Raw genomic sequence first — 16,811 nt, forward strand, 5'->3', positions numbered from 1 at the left:
CGCCTTTCAGTGCCTGCGGCCGCTAGGCGCGCGCGGCGTCCTTGCGCGGCGCCTCGGCCGTGGCCGGCTTGAGTTCGCGCCGCAGGATCTTGCCGACGTTGGTGCGCGGCAGGTCATCGCGGAACTCGATGAAGCGCGGCACCTTGTAGCCGGTGAGCAGGGTGCGGCAGTGCGCGATCAGCGTTTCGGCGTCCAGGTTGGGATCCTTGCGGATCACGTACAGCTTGACCGCCTCGCCGGAGCGTTCGTCGGGCACGCCGATGGCCGCCACTTCGCGCACGCCCGGATGCAGCGCGGCCGCGTCCTCGACCTCGTTGGGATAGACGTTGAAGCCGGACACCAGGATCATGTCCTTCTTGCGGTCGACCAGGAACACATAGCCGGCCTCGTCCACGTAGCCGATGTCGCCGGTGCGCAGGTAGCCGTCCGGCGTCATCACCAGCGCCGTCTCGTCGGGCCGGTTCCAGTAACCCTGCGTCACCTGCGGGCCGCGCACGCAGATCTCGCCGCTTTCGCCCACGCCCAGCTCGCGGCCGTCGTCGCCGCGGATCGACAGGTCGGTCGACGGCACCGGCAGGCCGATCGAGCCGGTGAACACCTTCACGTCCAGCGGATTGATGGTCACCGCCGGCGAGGTCTCGGTCAGGCCATAGGCCTGCGCCAGCGAGCGGCCGGTGACCGCCAGCCAGCGCTCGGCCACGGCGCGCTGCACCGCCATGCCGCCGCCCATGGTCAGGCGCAGGTGCGAGAAATCCAGTTTGGCGAAGTCTGGATGGTTGAGCAGGGCGTTGAACAGCGTATTGACGCCGGTGAAGGCGCTGAAGGGCACCTTGGCCATTTCCTTGATCAGCCCGCCAATGTCGCGCGGGTTGATGATCAGCAGGTTGCTGGCGCCGATCTTCATATAGGCCAGGCAGTTCGCCGTGAGCGCGAAGATATGGTAGAGCGGCAGCGCCGTGATGATGCATTCCTCGCCGTCCTTGACCAGCGGCTTGATCCAGGCGTGGGCCTGGGTCACGTTGGCGGCCAGGTTGCCGTGGGTCAGCATGGCGGCCTTGGCCACGCCGGTGGTGCCGCCGGTGTATTGCAGGCAGGCCAGGTCGTCCTGGGTCAGGGCGACCTCCTCGAACGGCAGGTCGCGTCCGGCCCGCAGCGCCGCGCCCAGGCGGATGGCGGCGGGGATCGACCAGGCCGGCACCATGCGCTTGACCCGCCGCACCACGAAGTCGACCAGGCGGCCCTTGAGCGGGCTGAGCAGTTCGCCGATCGATGTCACCAGCACCTTTTCGACGGAGGTGTGGGGCAGCGCCTTTTGCAGCGTGGCGGCGAAGTTGTCGGCCACCACGATGGCGCGCGCGCCGGCGTCGGCCAACTGGTGCTCCAGTTCGTGCGCGGTGTAGAGCGGGTTGCAGTTGACCACGGTGCAGCCGGCGCGCAGCGTGCCGAACAGGCATACCGGGTATTGCAGCAGGTTGGGCATCATCAGCGCCACCCGGTCGCCCTTGCGCAGGCCGTTGGCGTGCAGCCAGGCGGCGAAGTCGCGCGTCAGGCGGTCGAGTTCGGCGTAGGTGATGGTCTTGCCCATGCTCAGGTACGCCGGCTTGTCGGCGAACCGCCGGCAACTGTCGCGCGCGATCGAGACCAGCGTGGTGGCGCTGTCGAGCTCGATGTCCTTGGGGATGCCCGGGGGGTAGCTTTTTTGCCAGATTCGTTGCATCTCAGGGGGCTCCCAACAGGGCTTTTTTGAGGGAGGACTGGGCCGGGTCTTCGCCCAGCCAGACGCGCAGCAGCGCGCGGCCGAAGGCCGGGTCGTCGATGCGGCCGCGTTGTTTGCCGTTGTCGGTAACTGTGACGCCGCGGGCGTCGAAGTCCAGGTCGATGACGTCGCCCGTGCGCGCCGAGCCAATGTCCGCCATCAGGGCCGATAGGCGCGCGGCGGACGGTTGCAGGGCCGCCAGTTCCTGTTTGGACGTATTGTCGCGCAGCCCTTCCTGCAACGCCGCGTCCAGGCTTTTGCTGTCGACGTCGCGCAAGAGTTGCAGGCGCATGCGGCGCGGCTCGTTGCTGTTGATGAGCGCGGCCGCGTCCTGACTCCGGGCGCTGGCATAGAGCGCCGCCACGTAGACCTTGACGACGAACTTGGTGCGCAGGCCGGCGCCGTTCAGCACCAGCGCATGGCCGCCTTCGGACAATTGGGCCGGCACGCGCACGCCGGCAACCTCCATGTCGGCGGCCAGCGCGGGGGCGGCCGCCAGGCAGGCGGCCAGGACCAGGCTCAGGGCGGCGGCGCGCCCTCCGGGGATGATGTTACGCATGGGTCTGCTCCAGTCGTTTTCTGCTTGTAGTAGGTCTTGTCGGCGATGTAGATCGTGCGTTCCACGACGGCGTAGACGACGCCGTCCTTGTCCTTCAATTCCACGGCGTATGTCCGGGTGGTCTCGTGGTCGCGCGCCAGGATGGCGCGTATCTCCGCGATTTCTCCCGGCGGCAGCCGGAAGTCCACATACAGCGTGGTGTAGGCGGGCTTGCGGTAGCGGATGGACGCGGCTTTGTCCCACACGATGTGGTCCGCGCCCAGCGCGGCCATCAGCATGGTGGGATGGGCGCCGTCGGTCACCGCGAACAGCGAGCCGCCGTACATGGATCCCACAATATTGCGCGTGCGCCGCAGCAAGGGCAGCTTGATGCGGATGTGATGGAAATCGTGCGATACATGCAGCACCCGTCCGCCGGTGGCGCGAAACGCCGGATGCAGGTTGAATCCCACCCGCATCAGGCGCGCGCGCCAGGCCGGCGACAGGCGTTTGAACCAATAGGGCTTCACCGCCTTTTCCGGGTTACATCGCTTCGAACAGGCCGGCCGCGCCCATGCCGGTGCCGATGCACATCGTCACCATGCCGTACTTGCCGCCGGTGCGGCGCAGGCCATGCAGCAGCGTGGCGGTGCGGATCGCGCCGGTGGCGCCCAGCGGATGGCCCAGCGCGATGGCGCCGCCCAGCGGGTTGATCTTGGACGGATCGAGCTTGAGTTCGCGGATCACCGCCAGCGATTGCGCGGCGAAGGCCTCGTTCAGTTCGATCCAGTCCAGGTCGTCCTGGGCGATGCCGGCGCGCGCCAACACCTTGGGAATCGCCGCCATGGGGCCGATGCCCATGATTTCCGGCGGCACGCCGGCCACCGAGTAGCTGACAAAGCGCGCTAGCGGGCTGAGGTTGAACTCGCGCAGCACGCGCTCGGACACCAGCACCACGGCGGCGGCGCCGTCGGACATCTGCGAGCTGTTGCCGGCGGTGACGCTGCCGCGCGCGGCGAACACGGGCTTGAGCCGCGCCAGGCCCTCGGCGGTGGTGTCCGGGCGCGGGCCTTCGTCGACCTCGACCAGGCGGCGGGTTTCGCGCACGTCGCCCTTGGATCCGCCGGGCAGGCGCGTCACCACCTCGAACGGCGTGGTCTCGGCGCGGAAGTGGCCGGCGGCGATGGCGGCGTTGGCCTTCTGCTGCGATGCCAGCGCGAAGGCGTCCTGGTCTTCGCGCGACACCTTCCATTGCTCGGCCACTTTCTCGCCGGTCAGGCCCATGCCGAAGGCCATGCCGACGTTCTCGGGGTGCGAGAAGATGGCCGGATTGAGCGACACCTTGTTGCCCATGATCTGGGGCATGGCGCTCATGGACTCGGTGCCCGAGCCGATCATGATGTCGACCTCGCCGCTGCGGATGCGGGCGGCGGCGTCGGCCACGGCCTGCAGGCCCGAGGCGCAGAAACGGTTGACGGTGACGCCGGCCACGCTCTGCGGCAGACCGGCCAGCAACAGGCCGATGCGCGCCACGTTCATGCCCTGTTCGGCTTCCGGCATGGCGCAACCGGTGATGACGTCGTCGATGCGCGCCGGATCCAGCCACGGCGTCTGCTTGAGCACGCCCTGCAGCGCGGCCGCCAGCATGTCGTCGGGCCGGGTGGTGGCGTACACCCCATTGCGCTTGCCCACCGGCAACCGCGTCGCCGCAACGATGTAGGCCTCTTGAATCTGTTTGCTCATGTCAATTCCTCGTATCCATAACGATCACCCTCTACGCACACCACGGTCCCCCACCAGCGGGGGCCGCGCGGATCCGGCTCCGCCGGTCCGCCACCGGCGCCCCTGGGGGAGGCGCCGAAGGCGCTAGGGGGGCCTAATTCCGCAATGGCTTGCCGGTGTCGAGCGTGTGGCGGATGCGGGCCTGGGTCTCGGGCGTGCGCAGCAGCGCCACGAACTCCTTGCGTTCGACCGCCAGCAGCCATTCCTCGTCGACCTTGGCGCCGGTCTCGACCTCGCCGCCGCATAGCGCTACGGCGGCGCTGCGGGCCACGCGGTAGTCGTGGGCGCTGATCATGCCGCCCTCGCGCATGTTGACCAGCACCATCTCGAAGTTGGCGATGCCGTTGCGGCCGGCCACCGGCACGCCTTGCAGGCGCGGGGGCGGCACGTAGCCGGCGGTGGCGGCGGCGCGCGCCTGGCCGATGGCCACGAACAGCAGTTCGCCGGGATGGAACAGCACGATGTCCTGCTCGCGCGCGAAGCCCAGGTCGATGGCCTCGATGGCACTCTTGGCGACCCGCGCCATGGCGATGGTCTGGAACACCGGTTGCAGGAACGGGAACACTTCGCCGGGCGTGGCGGTGGTGGCCGCCAGCGCCGCGGCGCGGCCGGCGAACTCCTTGCTGCCGCCGCCGGCCGGGATCAGGCCGACGCCGGCCTCGACCAGGCCGATGTAGCTTTCCAGCGCCAGCACGCGGTGCGAGGCGTGCATCAGGAATTCGCAGCCGCCGCCCAGCGCCATGCCCTGCACCGCCGCCACGGTGGGGATCCGCGCGTACTTGAAGGCCTGCGAGGTGCGCTGGAATTTCTCGACGGTGGCTTCCAGCATGTCCCACTGGCCGGCGGCGCAGGCTTCGGATACTTGCTGCAAATTGGCGCCCACGGCGAACGGCGCGTCGTGCCAGATCACCAGGCCGTCGAAATCCCGCTCGGCGCGGGCCACGGCCTGCAGGATGCCTTCCAGCACCTCGGCGCCCAGCGTGTGGTTCTTGGAGGTGACGGAAAGAATGGCGATGCCGGCGTCGACTTCGGGCAGGTTCCACAGGCGCACGCCTTCGTTTTCCCACACCGTGGCGCCACGGTCGTCGGCGCCTTCGCCGAACACGCGCTCGGGGAACAGTTGGCGCCGGTAGACCGGCAGCGCCGAGCGCGGATGCAGCTTGCCGGTGCGGGCGGAATACGAGCCCTGCGGCGTGTGCACGCCCTGGCGCTCGGGCTCCAGGGCCCAGGCCGGCAGCGGCGCGTCGCTCATGGCGCGGCCGGCGGCGATGTCCTCGGCCACGGCGCGGGCGATGGCCTGCCAGCCGGCGGCCTGCCAGGTCTCGAACGGGCCCTGGGCCCAGCCGAAGCCCCAGCGCATGGCCAGATCCAGGTCGCGGGCGTTGTCGGCCACCTGGCCGAGCTGCACCGCGCTGTAGTGGAAGATGTCGCGGAACAGGCTCCACAGGAACTGGGCCTGCGGATGCGCGCTGGCGCGCAGCGCGGCGAAGCGCTTGGCCGGGTCGCGTTCCTTGAGCAGGGCGGCGACCTCGTCGGCCAGCTTGCCGGCGCTGGGGCGGTAGTCCTGCGCCTGCGGGTCCAGCACCTGGATCTCGCGGCCGGCCTTGCGGTAGACGCCGGCGCCGCTCTTCTGGCCGAGCGCGCCCTTGGAAATCAGGGCCGACAGCCAGGCCGGCAGCGTGAAGTAGCGGTGCCAGGGATCGTCCGGCAGGTTCTTGTCCATGGTGCCGACCACGTGCGCCAGCGTGTCCAGGCCGACCACGTCGGCGGTGCGGTAGGTGGCGCTCTTGGGACGGCCGATCTTGGGGCCGGTGAGGGCGTCGACCTCGTCAAAGCCCAGGCCCAGGCGCTGGGTGTGGTGCATGGCCGCCAGGATCGAGAACACGCCGATGCGGTTGGCCACGAAGTTGGGCGTGTCCAGCGCGCGGATCACGCCCTTGCCCAGCGTGGAGGTCAGCCAGGTTTCGAGCTGGTCCAGCACCGGCGCCTGGGTGTGGGCGGTGGCGATGATCTCCACCAGCCGCATGTAGCGCGGCGGATTGAAGAAATGGATGCCGCAGAAGCGGTCGCGCAGCGCGGCCGGCAGGGCGTTGGCCAGCGCGTCGATCGACAGGCCGGAGGTATTGGAGGCGATGATGGCGCCGGGCGCGACGTGCGGCGCGATGCGCTCGTACAGCGCGGTCTTCCAGTCCATGCGCTCGGCGATCGCTTCGATGATCAGGTCGCAGCCGCGCAGCTGGTCGAGATGGTCGTCGTAGTTGGCCGGGGTGATCAGGGCCAGCCGGGCGGCGCTGGCCAGCGGCGCCGGTTCGAGCTTTTTCAGGCCGGCCAGCGCTTTCTTGACGATGCCGTTGCGCTCGCCCTCGGGCGCGGCAAGGTCGAACAGCGTGACGGGCACGCCGGCGTTGGCCAGGTGGGCGGCGATCTGCGCGCCCATGACGCCGGCACCCAGCACGGCGACGTGTTTGACGACGAACTTGCTCAAGGAAGTCTCCTGAAAATACGGGCCGGCGGAAGGCGGGACCGGCCCGCCGTCCGCCCCGGCAGGGCTAGAAGCGGGACGACAGTTGCAGCCCGACGATGTGGCCGCTGCTGTCATAGGTGCCCGCGACGCGGCCCTTCGTCAGCGCATTGCCGGACGTGGTGTCGATGTCCGTCTTGCGCAGGTACAGGTAGGTATACCCCAGATCGAGCGTGGTGTTCTTGGTGGCCTGCCATTGCACGCCCGTCGAGAACCAGTAGCGGTCGTTGTCGGGCAGCGAGGTGGGGCGATCCTCGGCCTTGTAGACCGGTGATTGATCGTACGCCAGGCCGAACTTCCATTTCCAGTCGGGCGCGAACTTGTAGGTCGTGCCGACGGCGATGCGCCAGGTGTCGCGGAAGTTCAGCGGCAGGTCGTCATCGCGCGCGCCGGTGCCGGAGTTGCGGATCTTCAGGTCGGGGATGCTGCTCCAGCCGGTCCACGAGATGTCGCCCAGCAGTTCCCACTTCTCGTTGAGCTGGTGGGTGGCGCTCAGGATCAGGGTGTCTGGCAGGTCGACCGAGGCCTTGGCGTCGAACGACACCGACTGGCCGGTGGGGCCGATGTTGTCGATGTCGGTGTCGCCCTTGGCGGTGTGCTTGATCTTGGAGCGGTACGACAGGCCGATGCGGGTGGCTTCGGTGGGTTGCAGCATGAAACCCACGTTCCAGCCCCAGGCGTCGCCCTTCAGGTTGAGGTCGGCGTCGCCGTTGGTGAAGACGGTGCGGCCGCCCGGCAGCGCCACCGGCACCACGGTCTTCTTCTTGTAGGTGGCGTCGATGTGCTGCCAGTTCACGCCGAAGCCCATCGAGAACTTGTCGTTGACCTTGTAGGCGATCGAGGGGTTGACGTTGATCGTCTTGATCTCGAACTTGTTCGAGTGGTACTGGCCGGCCCAGCCGTCGTCGTATTCGGTCATCAGGCCGAACGGCGCGCCGATGCCCAGGCCGATGAACCACTGCTCGTTCAGTTGCCACGAGCCGTACAGGTTGGGCACGGCGCCCAGGTTGCCGGCGTCACCGCCATTGCCGCCGGTGGGGCGGGCGCCACTCAGGCCGGAACCGGGCAGGCCGGGCGCGCTCGGATTGCGGCTGTTGCCGTTGTCCGAGAACTTGAACGAGGGCTTGATCAGATTGATGCCGCCCGAGACATTGACGCCCGGCAGATAGGTCATGCCTGCCGGGTTGTAGTAGATGATGCTGGCGTTTTCCGGATTTGCCGCCGAGCCCGCGTACGCGTTGCCCAGGCCGCTGGCATTCTGCTCCAGGAGCTGAAAGCCGGCGCCATGGGCGGCGCTGGTGGCGCCCAGGCCGACCACAATGGCGGACAGGGTGCTCAGGGACAATGAACGTCTGCTCATAGGTACTGCCTCCTCATGTTGGATAGGTATGTCTCGATGGCACTGCCGGTTTCGTTGCCCCGGTCTATCCGGCTCAAGGGGGTCCAGGCCGGTTTGGTTGGTTAGCGCGTTACCGTGCTACGCACTGCGACTGCTCTGGTAATGCAAGGGCCCGCCCGTGAACGGCGCGAACCCGGTTCCGAAAATCACGCCGGCGTCGGCCAGGTCGGCGTCGGCCACCACGCCGGCCTCGACCCGTTCGCGGGTGGCGTCGATCAAGGGCTGGATCAGCCGCTCGGCCAGCCCGGCCGGCGCGCGATCGCCGCCCTTGGCGTCCTTGACCGGCTTGCCGTCGCGCCAGGTGTAGAAGCCGCGGCCGCTCTTTTTGCCCAGGTCGCCGCGCGCCAGTTTTTCGGCCAGGCAGCGCGGCGGCTCGGCGCCGCCGGCCAGTTCCTGGCCCGCCGCGCGAGCGATGTCCAGGCCGACCGTGTCGGCCAGTTCGAGCGGCCCCATCGGCATGCCGAACGCCACCATGGCCGCGTCCACGGCGGCGGGCGATAGACCGTCGTCGATATTTCGCATGGCCTGAAGCATATACGGTGCCAGCACCGCATTGACCAGGAAACCGGGGGCGCTACGCACCGGCAGGGGCAATTTTCCGATTTGTCCGACAAAGGCACAGGCGCGCGCCAGCGTGTCCGCGGCGGTGCCGTCCGTGTGCACCACTTCGACCAGCGGCATCTTGGCCACGGGGTTGAAGAAGTGGATGCCGACCAGCCGCTCGGGCCGGTCCAGCCCGGCCCGCAGCGTCTCCAGCGACAGGCTGGAGGTGTTGGTGGCCAGCAGCGCGTCGGCTTTCATGCGCGGCGCCAGCGCCTGGTACAGGCCGCGCTTGGCCTCGGCGTTCTCGCTGATGGCCTCGATCACCACGTCGGCCAGCGGCACGCCGCCGCCGCCGGGGTCGGGCACCAGCCGGTCGAAGGCGGCGCGGGCCGCGCGGCGGTCTTTCAGGCGGCGCGAGAACAGGGCCGCGGCGCGCTGGATGGCGGGCGCGATGCGGGCCATGTCCTGGTCCTGCAGGGTCACGCTCATGCCCTTGAGCGCGCACCAGGCGGCGATGTCGCCGCCCATCACGCCAGCGCCCACCACGTGCACGTGGCGCACCGGCGGGGCGCCGGCCTGGCGGCCGTTGGCCTTGAGGCGTTCCTGCAAGCGGAACACGCGCAGCAGGTTGCGGGCGGTGTCCGAGGCGATGATGGCGTCGATCAGGGCGGGCGCCTGCAAGGCGTTGCCGCCGTGCTTTTCCCAGATGTCGATGATGGCGGGCGCGGCGGGATAGTGGCCCAGCGGATCCTTGGCGGCGACCTGCTTGCGGGCGCGGTTCGCGGCCACCGCCTTGAGCGGCCAGCGGTTGAGCCAGGCGCCCAGGCCGCGCGCGCGGCGCGGCGGCTTGCCCGATAGCACCATGCCACGCGCCGCCGCTTGCAGCAGGCGGGACGGCACGCGCGCATCCACCAGACCCAGCGCGGCCGCGCGGCGCGCGTCGGCGGCGCGGCCGGTCAGCATCATGTCGAGCGCCGCGGGCGCGCCGATCGCGGCGGGCAGGCGCAGCATGCCGCCCCAGCCGGGGAAGATGCCCAGCATCACTTCGGGCAGCGCCAGCGAGGCGCCGGGCGCGTCTTCCAGCAGCCGGTAGCGACAGGCCAGCGCCAGCTCCAGGCCGCCGCCCAGACAGTGGCCCTGGATCAGCGCCAGCGTCGGGTAGCGCACCGCCGCCAGGCGGTTGAACAGGTTCCAGCCGCGCGCCACCAGGGCGCGGCCCTGTTCGGCGGTGTTCAGCTCGGCGAATTCGTTGACGTCGGCGCCGACGATGAAGCCGGTGGCCTTGCCCGAGCGGATCACCAGGCCCTTGGGCGGCTGGGCGTCGAGCGCGTCCAGCACCGCCGCCAGTTCGGCCATGGTGTCGGCCGACAGCGCGTTGACGGCGCTGCCGGCGCGGTCGAAGGTCAGCCAGGCCAGGCCGTCGGCGTCGCGCTCCAGGCGCCAGTGCGAGAGCGTATCCAGTGCGGTCATGGGCGGTCCCCTTCCAGTGTTTCGACCAGCATCGCGCCGCCCAGGCCTCCGCCGATGCAGATGGCGGCCATGCCGCGCCGCGCGCCGCGGCGCTTGAGCGCGTGCAGCAGGTGCAGCACGATGCGGGCGCCCGAGGCGCCCACCGGATGGCCGATGGCGATGGCGCCGCCGTCCACGTTCAGGCGCGCCGGGTCGAGCGCGCCCCAGGCGGGCGTGCCGAAGTGTTCCTGGCAATAGGCCTCGTCCCGCCAGGCCGCCAGGCAGCCCAGCACCTGGGCGGCGAAGGCTTCGTTGATCTCCCACAAGTCCAGGTCGTTCAGGCCCAGGCCGTGGCGCTGCAGGATCGGGGTGGCGGCGTGGACCGGACCCAGGCCCATCATGGCCGGATCGAGGCCGGCCCACTGGCTGTCAACGATGCGGCCGAGCGGCCGCAGGTTCCAGCGCCGCACCGCTTCCTCGGAGGCCAGCACCAGCATCGCGGCGCCGTCGGTCACCTGCGAGCTGTTGCCGGCGGTGATGTTGCCCCAGGGCTTGTCGAACACCGGCTTGAGCTTGGCGAGTTTTTCGGGCGTGGAGTCCGCGCGCACACCGTCGTCGTCCGGGTACAGCTTGCCCTGCGTGTCGATCAGCGGCGTGATTTCGGCGAAGGCGCCGTCGGCGCGCCCGGCCAGCGCGCGCGCATGGCTTTGCGCCGAATAGGCGTCCATGGCCTGGCGGCTGATGCCGAAGCGGGTGGCGACGTTCTCGGCGGTCTGGCCCATGGACAGGCCGACCACCGGGTCGGTCAGCCCCTTGAGCAGGCCGATGACGGGCGCAAGGTGGCGCGGCCGCAGGCGGCGCAAAGTGGCCAGTTTGGCGCCCAGGCCCCGCGCCCCGTACCAGCCGGCCAGCCAACGCACCATGTCGTCGGAGAACAGCACCGGCGCGTGCGACAGGGCATCGGTGCCGCCGGCCAGCACCAGTTGCGAACGGCCGGTCTGGATGTTGGCGATGGCGCAATCGAGCGCCTGCATGCCCGAGGCGCAGTTGCGCATCACCGTCCAGCCAGGCACCTGGTTGCCGCAGCCCAGCCGCAGCGCGATCACGCGGCCGATGTTGACCTCGTCGGCCGACGGCGCGGCACAGCCCACGATGACCTCGTCCAGGTCGGTGGGCGCGTAGGGTTGGCGCAACAACAGGCCGCGCCCGGCCTGCACCGCCAGGTCGCCGGCCGTGAACGGGCCCGGGCCGGAACGCGCCTTCAGGAAAGGCGTGCGGGCGCCGTCGACCACGTATACCGGTTTGAATGCCATCCGATCTCCTCGTTGGGTTGACGGGCCTCAGGCCGCCTTGCGCGCGGTGACCGGCTTGACCGCGCCGGTGACGCCGAGGTCAAAGGGAAAATCATCCACTTTCACCACGATGTCGCGCAAGTTGTTGCGATGCTTGACCACCGCATGCTCTTCGGCGGTGATGCCGCCGGCCGCGAAGGCCGCATCGGCCAGGTCGCGCACGTTGGCTTGCGGGTTGCCATCGAGCGCGCCGCTTTTCTCGAATTCGCGGATCTTCGCCTCGATCGGCTCGGCCTCGAGCGTGGCGGCCAGCGCCAGTTCGATCGCGCCGACCGGTTCGTCGGCGCTCGCCGGCAGGTGGCAGCCGGCGGTCAGGCGGTCGCGCGCCGCGCCGGGGTTGATGAGCAGCCGCGCCACCTCCTGGCCCAGTTGGTCGGACGGCGGCGACTGCGGCCGGCCCCAGGGCAAGACGATGCGGCGCAGGCTCCACGCCACCAGCCGGTTGGGATAGTTCTCCAGCACGCCGTCGATGGCGTCCTGCAGGCGCAACAGCGCGTCCTGCACCGACCAGTGCGCCAGCGGCGCGTCGGCGGCCTGGCGGCCTTCGTCCTCGAAGCGCTTGAGCGCGGCGCTGGCCAGGTACATCTGCGACAGGATGTCGCCCAGGCGCGCCGACAGGCGCTCGCGGCGCTTGAGGCTGCCGCCCAGCACCAGCATCGAGGTATCGGCCAGCAGCGCGAAGGCGGCCGAATAGCGGCTCAGCAACTGGTAGTAGCGCTTCATTTCGGGCGCGACGTCGGCCTCGATGCCGATGAAGCGGCCGCCGGTAAGCGCCGTGCCCAGCGCGCGCAGCATGTTGCGCGCGACGAAGCCGACGTGGCCCCAGAAGGCGCGGTCGAAATCCGCCAGCCCCTGCTTGCGGTCGGGCGACTGGGCCGCGCGCATCTCGGCCAGCACGTAGGGGTGGCAGCGGATCGCGCCCTGGCCGAAGATGATCAGGCTGCGCGTCAGGATGTTGGCGCCTTCCACGGTGATGCCGATGGGAATCTGCTGGTAGGCGCGGCCCAGGAAGTTGGACGGCCCCAGGCAGATGCCCTTGCCGCCGATCACGTCCATGCCGTCGTTGACCACCTGGCGCGCGCGTTCGGTGACGTGGTATTTGACGATGGCCGACACCACCGAGGGCTTCTCGCCCAGGTCGACCGCGCCGGCGGTCATGCCGCGCGCGGCGTCCATGATGTAGGTGTGGCCGCCGATGCGGGCCAGGGCTTCCTCGACCCCCTCGAACTTGCCGACCGGGGTGCGGAACTGGCTGCGCACGCGGGCGTAGCCGCCCACCGCGCGCGCGGTCAGCTTGGCCATGCCGGTGTTGGACGACGGCAGCGAGATCGAGCGGCCGGCCGCCAGGCATTCCATCAGCATGCGCCAGCCCTGGCCGGCCATGGCCGGGCCGCCGATGATGAAGTCCAGCGGCATGAAGACGTCCTGGCCGCAGGTCGGGCCGTTCATGAACATGGCGTTCAGCGGGAAGTGACGGCGGCCGGTGTCCACGCCGGGATGGTCGTGCGGCACCAGCGCGCAGGTGATGCCCAGGTCTTTCCTGCCGCCCAGCAGGCCGTCCGGGTCGTACAGGCGGAAGGCCAGGCCCAGCAGCGTGCAGACCGGCGCCAGCGTGATGTAGCGCTTGTCCCAACTGACGCGCATGCCGATCACTTCGCGGCCCTGCCATTCGCCCTTGCAGACGATGCCGCTGTCGGGGATGGCGGCGGCGTCGGAGCCGGCCCACGGGCTGGTCAGCGCGAAGGCCGGCACGTCCTCGCCGCGCGCCAGGCGCGGCAGGTAGTGGTTCTTCTGTTCCTCGGTGCCGTAGTGCAGCAGCAGCTCGGCCGGCCCGAGCGAGTTGGGCACCATCACCGACACCGCCAGCGCCGACGAGCGCGTCGACAGCTTGGTCACGATCTCGGAATGCGCATAGGCCGAGAACGCCAGGCCGCCGTATTCCTTGGGGATGATCATGCCGAGAAAGCCGTTGCGCTTGAGGTAGTCCCAGACCTCGGCGGGCAGGTCGAAGCGTTCCTGCGAGATGTTCCAGTCGTTGACCATGCGGCAGGCCTGTTCGGCCTGGTGGTCGAGGAAGTGCCGTTCCTCGTCGGTCAGGCGCGGGCGCGGATAGGCCAACAGGCGCTGCCAGTCGGGGCGGCCGCGGAACAGCTCGCCTTCCCACCAGACCGTGCCAGCTTCGAGCGCGTCGCGCTCGGTGGCCGACATCTGCGGCAGCACCTTGCGGTAGAGAGTGAAGATCGGCGCCGATAGCAAGGCCCGCCTGAGCGGGCGCACGCCCAGCAGGACGGCGGCCAACAGCGCGATGACGATCAGCGCGACGATGACTGCGTTCATTTCCTTGTCTCCTTTCTCGAATTCTCTGGAACCGCACCCCCGCCGATCGGGCCGCGCCCTAGGTGGCGGAATGCTGCGGCAGGGGAGCGCGCAGGCCGCCGAGCAGGAAGCTCATCAGGCGGGGCAGCAGCAGCTCGGGGTTGTCGGGTTGCTCGGCCTCGTCGACCGTCCAGCCGGTCACCGAGCGCAGCAGGTCGGTGCCGATGATGGCGTAGGAGGTGGCGCCGAGCATGAACTGGAAGCGCCACACGATCTCGGCGCGCGGCACATCGGGCAGGGCGGCGAACAGGGCGTTGCGATACCGTTCGAGCACGTCGGCGTATTCCTCGGCGAACAGCGCGCGGATGAAGCCGGCCGGGTTGGTCATGGTGCGTTCGAGCAGCGGCAGGAAGGTGCTGCCGGCCTGCTCCGGATCGGCCGCCAGCCGCAGCAGCGTGCCGAAGAACGCATCGACGATCTGCGAGGGCTTGAGCGGTTTGCCCTCGGCCTGCGCTTCGAGTTCGTCCAGCAGGCGCAGGCGTTCGCGGTTCAGGACTTCCAGCCGCCGCTTGAGCACGGCCTGGACCAGCGATTCCTTGGAACCGAAGTGATAGTTGACCGACGCCAGGTTGACGCCCGCCGCGCCGGTGATCTGTCGCATGGACGTGCCATCGTGGCCCTGTTGCGCGAACAAGGCTTCGGCGGTGTCCAGGATCGATTCGCGGGTGCTGGAGGATCTGAGTTCTTGCATTGGGTTGAAATCAAACGTTCGTTTGAAAGCAGTATGCGTGACCCGGTGCGAAGAGGCGATAGTGGTTATCCCTAGCGGGGTCGCAGGAACTCCGAGACGGTTCGGGCGAGCGCCTCGCTCCTTTGCACGATAGCCCGTGCCGTTGGCCGAGGAGCGCGCGCACGCCTCACCCAAATGGCGCTGCGCCGTTTGTCCTCGGACGAGCGCCCTAGGTTGAAAGGCGTCTGGAAGGCCGGAACGAAACGCCGCAGTATCAGCGCGAGGACTTGAGAGCGTGGCACCGTGGATGCGCCTGGCGAGCCCGATCGCCGTTCCGGTGCCGCCGGCTATTTCGCCCAGACACAGGAGCTGGAGACATGAAGACCTACAGAGTGGGGCTGTTGCTGGACGGAACCGACCAGCCGGGGTGGATCCACGACATGGCCGAGTGGCTCGCGCGTAGCCAGGATTACGAACTGGCGGCGTTGCTGGTGATGGAGAAAACCGGCGCCGAGCCGCGCCTGGGCACCAAGGCCTTGTTCGGCACGCTGGCGCGGTTGGAGTCGCGCCTGCTGCCGGCGCGGCAACGGCAGATGCTGGCGTGCCGCGATCTGCGCGACGGGCTGCCGCCGTCGACGCCGGTGCTGGCCTTGCCAGCCGATCCGCGCGACGCGGGCCGCGACGACGCGGTGGTGGCGCTGGGGCTGGACCTGGTGATCGTCCTGGGCGCCCTGCCGCCGCTGCCGGGTTTGCGCGCGCGCATGGCCGGCTGGGCGCGGCGCGGGGTCTGGCACGTGGGCTATTCTGATATCGCCGTCGCCACCAGCCGCTACGCCGGGTTCTGGGAGGTCTATCAACGCGAGGACCACACCACCGTCAAATTGTGGCGGTTGGGCGCCAGCCAGGAGCACGACACGCTGCTGGATCAGCGCAGTTTCAATACGGAAGTGTTCTGGCTGAAGAACCAGACGCGCGCATTCAGTCTCGGCAATTTCATGGTCTATGACGCCCTGCAGGCCCTGGCGCGCGCGCGGCCGGGCGCGGCGCCGCCCGGCATGCAGATCCTGAGCGGCCAGCGCCGCGCTGATCCGGCCGAGTGGGACAGCGCTGCTTATATCGCGCGCCAGGCCTGGTTAATGACGGATTTGATTGTGCGGCGCATCATGAAGCGCAATGTGCGCTGGCGGATTGGTATGTTTCCGTCGACCGGGCAACAGGCGGTGGTGTCGGAGGCGATGGTATTGCAACCCCCCAAGGGGCGTTTCTTCGCCGATCCGTTTGTTTATACCCGCGACAAGAATCCATATATATTTTTCGAGGACTACGATTTTAATTCCCGCAAAGGCACGATCTCCGTCGCGACCTACGCGGACGGGGCTTTCCGCCTGCTGGGCACGGCCTTGAACCTGCCCTATCATTTATCGTTTCCATATATATTCGAATACGAAGGCGTGACCTACATGGTGCCGGAAACCTGCGGAAATCGCAGTATCGAATTATGGAAATGCACGGAATTCCCTTTGAAATGGGAATTGGATATGACGTTGATGACCGATGTTTCGGCGGTCGATACGATTATTTTCAAGCACGGGGAATACTGGTGGCTGTTAACCAATATCGATCGCGCCGACGGCCAGAATCATTGCGATGAATTGTTTGCATTTTTCGCCGACTCGCCCCGCTCGACCCAGTGGACGCCGCATGCCTGCAACCCCATCGTGCGCAACCCGATGCGCGCCCGCAACGCCGGAATCGTTGTCTCGCCTGCGGGAGAGGTGATCCGCTGCGCGCAGTACCAGGGATTCTGCCACTACGGCAAGGGCGTCTCGCTCAACCGGATCGAGGAATTGTCGCCCTCCACCTATGTCGAGACGGATGGCGAAATCCACTACGCCAGTTTCCTGAGAAAACGCCATGCTTCAATGCACCATTGGCATCACCAGGGGGGGCATACGGTATTTGACTTCGCTTATATGGAGTAAATGACGCCGCGCCGATTGAAAATAAAAATGTTACCTATATTTCGATTGCGGCTTCGCGGCCCGGGCTTAATGTGTCGCTGGAAACATATCGACAAGCCTGAGCGCCGATCCGGCCTGACCTCGCGCTTCGCGCCGGCCCCCGCAGCGGGGCCGTGTCACACCTGTCTACAGCCTGAACGCGAGCTTACGCGGGCCTTTCCGTGTCTGCGGCCCCTAGGGGAAAACACGCTGCGACCGAGGAGGGTTTGGTATAAACCCTAGCGGATGAAAGGATGATGGCGCCTTCTCATCCGGATTTACGAGGTTGATTAAGGCTAACGAATGATTTCTGTTTTTGTCGGATTATATCGCGTGCCAGCGTCTTGATTTTGCCAATTCCGAACCATAAGATGGGTTCATGCCATCCGTTATGTTGGCTACGAAAGTCTCCCAGCCCAAATGGC

General features: G+C 68.3%; 11 protein-coding genes. 1 reads left to right on the top strand and 10 read right to left on the bottom strand.

From position 1 onward, the window contains the following. Positions 1-22: 22 nt before the first annotated feature. From ACN6O8_RS04425 to ACN6O8_RS04470, 10 genes are all read right to left on the bottom strand, one after another. Positions 23-1,717, bottom strand: a complete 1,695-nt coding sequence (locus tag ACN6O8_RS04425) for an AMP-binding protein (protein ID WP_427989844.1) — start codon at positions 1,715-1,717, stop codon at positions 23-25. 1 nt (position 1,718) lies between these two features. After that, entirely contained in the window at positions 1,719-2,315 is a 597-nt protein-coding gene (locus ACN6O8_RS04430; protein ID WP_427989845.1) for a chalcone isomerase family protein, read from the bottom strand. Further along, entirely contained in the window at positions 2,276-2,824 is a 549-nt protein-coding gene (locus ACN6O8_RS04435; RefSeq protein ID WP_427989846.1) for a DUF4442 domain-containing protein, read from the bottom strand. The genes ACN6O8_RS04430 and ACN6O8_RS04435 overlap by 40 nt, the downstream gene beginning before the upstream one ends. Positions 2,825-2,837: 13 nt before the next feature. Continuing rightward, complete coding sequence (locus ACN6O8_RS04440) at positions 2,838-4,037, bottom strand: acetyl-CoA C-acyltransferase (protein ID WP_427989847.1); 1,200 nt, start codon at positions 4,035-4,037, stop codon at positions 2,838-2,840. A 133-nt stretch (positions 4,038-4,170) separates the two neighbouring features. Continuing rightward, positions 4,171-6,561, bottom strand: a complete 2,391-nt coding sequence (locus tag ACN6O8_RS04445; protein ID WP_427989848.1) for a 3-hydroxyacyl-CoA dehydrogenase/enoyl-CoA hydratase family protein — start codon at positions 6,559-6,561, stop codon at positions 4,171-4,173. Positions 6,562-6,625: 64 nt separating this feature from the next. Then, the gene (locus ACN6O8_RS04450; protein ID WP_427989849.1) at positions 6,626-7,957 is read right to left on the bottom strand and encodes an OmpP1/FadL family transporter; all 1,332 of its coding nucleotides are present in this window, start codon (positions 7,955-7,957) and stop codon (positions 6,626-6,628) included. Positions 7,958-8,074: 117 nt separating this feature from the next. Beyond that, positions 8,075-10,009 carry a 3-hydroxyacyl-CoA dehydrogenase NAD-binding domain-containing protein gene (locus ACN6O8_RS04455; protein ID WP_427989850.1) on the bottom strand — a complete coding sequence of 645 codons (1,935 nt, stop codon included), beginning with the start codon at positions 10,007-10,009 and terminating at the stop codon, positions 8,075-8,077. Then, complete coding sequence (locus tag ACN6O8_RS04460; RefSeq protein WP_427989851.1) at positions 10,006-11,301, bottom strand: acetyl-CoA C-acetyltransferase; 1,296 nt, start codon at positions 11,299-11,301, stop codon at positions 10,006-10,008. The genes ACN6O8_RS04455 and ACN6O8_RS04460 overlap by 4 nt, the downstream gene beginning before the upstream one ends. A 27-nt stretch (positions 11,302-11,328) precedes the next feature. Then, a complete protein-coding gene (locus ACN6O8_RS04465) occupies positions 11,329-13,677 on the bottom strand; it encodes an acyl-CoA dehydrogenase (protein WP_427989852.1) in 2,349 nt (782 codons plus the stop codon). A gap of 58 nt (positions 13,678-13,735) precedes the next feature. After that, complete coding sequence (locus ACN6O8_RS04470) at positions 13,736-14,407, bottom strand: TetR/AcrR family transcriptional regulator (RefSeq protein WP_427989853.1); 672 nt, start codon at positions 14,405-14,407, stop codon at positions 13,736-13,738. 356 nt (positions 14,408-14,763) lie between these two features. On the opposite strand from ACN6O8_RS04470, the gene ACN6O8_RS04475 reads away from it, so the two are divergent. Next, positions 14,764-16,368, top strand: coding sequence for a glucosamine inositolphosphorylceramide transferase family protein (locus tag ACN6O8_RS04475; protein ID WP_427989854.1), 1,605 nt, complete (start codon positions 14,764-14,766; stop codon positions 16,366-16,368). Positions 16,369-16,811 lie beyond the last annotated feature (443 nt).

It is taken from the genome of Achromobacter sp., from assembly GCF_050285565.1.
In the GTDB taxonomy this organism is placed as follows: domain Bacteria; phylum Pseudomonadota; class Gammaproteobacteria; order Burkholderiales; family Burkholderiaceae_B; genus Achromobacter.

Excerpts from the sequence above, each read along its gene's own strand:
- ACN6O8_RS04460 (WP_427989851.1), bottom strand. The coding sequence starts at position 11,301 with ATGGCATTCAAACCGGTATACGTGGTCGACGGCGCCCGCACGCCTTTC.
- ACN6O8_RS04475 (WP_427989854.1), top strand. The coding sequence starts at position 14,764 with ATGAAGACCTACAGAGTGGGGCTGTTGCTGGACGGAACCGACCAGCCG.
- ACN6O8_RS04425 (WP_427989844.1), bottom strand. The coding sequence starts at position 1,717 with ATGCAACGAATCTGGCAAAAAAGCTACCCCCCGGGCATCCCCAAGGAC.
- ACN6O8_RS04455 (WP_427989850.1), bottom strand. The coding sequence starts at position 10,009 with ATGACCGCACTGGATACGCTCTCGCACTGGCGCCTGGAGCGCGACGCC.
- ACN6O8_RS04465 (WP_427989852.1), bottom strand. The coding sequence starts at position 13,677 with ATGAACGCAGTCATCGTCGCGCTGATCGTCATCGCGCTGTTGGCCGCC.
- ACN6O8_RS04430 (WP_427989845.1), bottom strand. The coding sequence starts at position 2,315 with ATGCGTAACATCATCCCCGGAGGGCGCGCCGCCGCCCTGAGCCTGGTC.
- ACN6O8_RS04440 (WP_427989847.1), bottom strand. The coding sequence starts at position 4,037 with ATGAGCAAACAGATTCAAGAGGCCTACATCGTTGCGGCGACGCGGTTG.
- ACN6O8_RS04470 (WP_427989853.1), bottom strand. The coding sequence starts at position 14,407 with ATGCAAGAACTCAGATCCTCCAGCACCCGCGAATCGATCCTGGACACC.
- ACN6O8_RS04450 (WP_427989849.1), bottom strand. The coding sequence starts at position 7,957 with ATGAGCAGACGTTCATTGTCCCTGAGCACCCTGTCCGCCATTGTGGTC.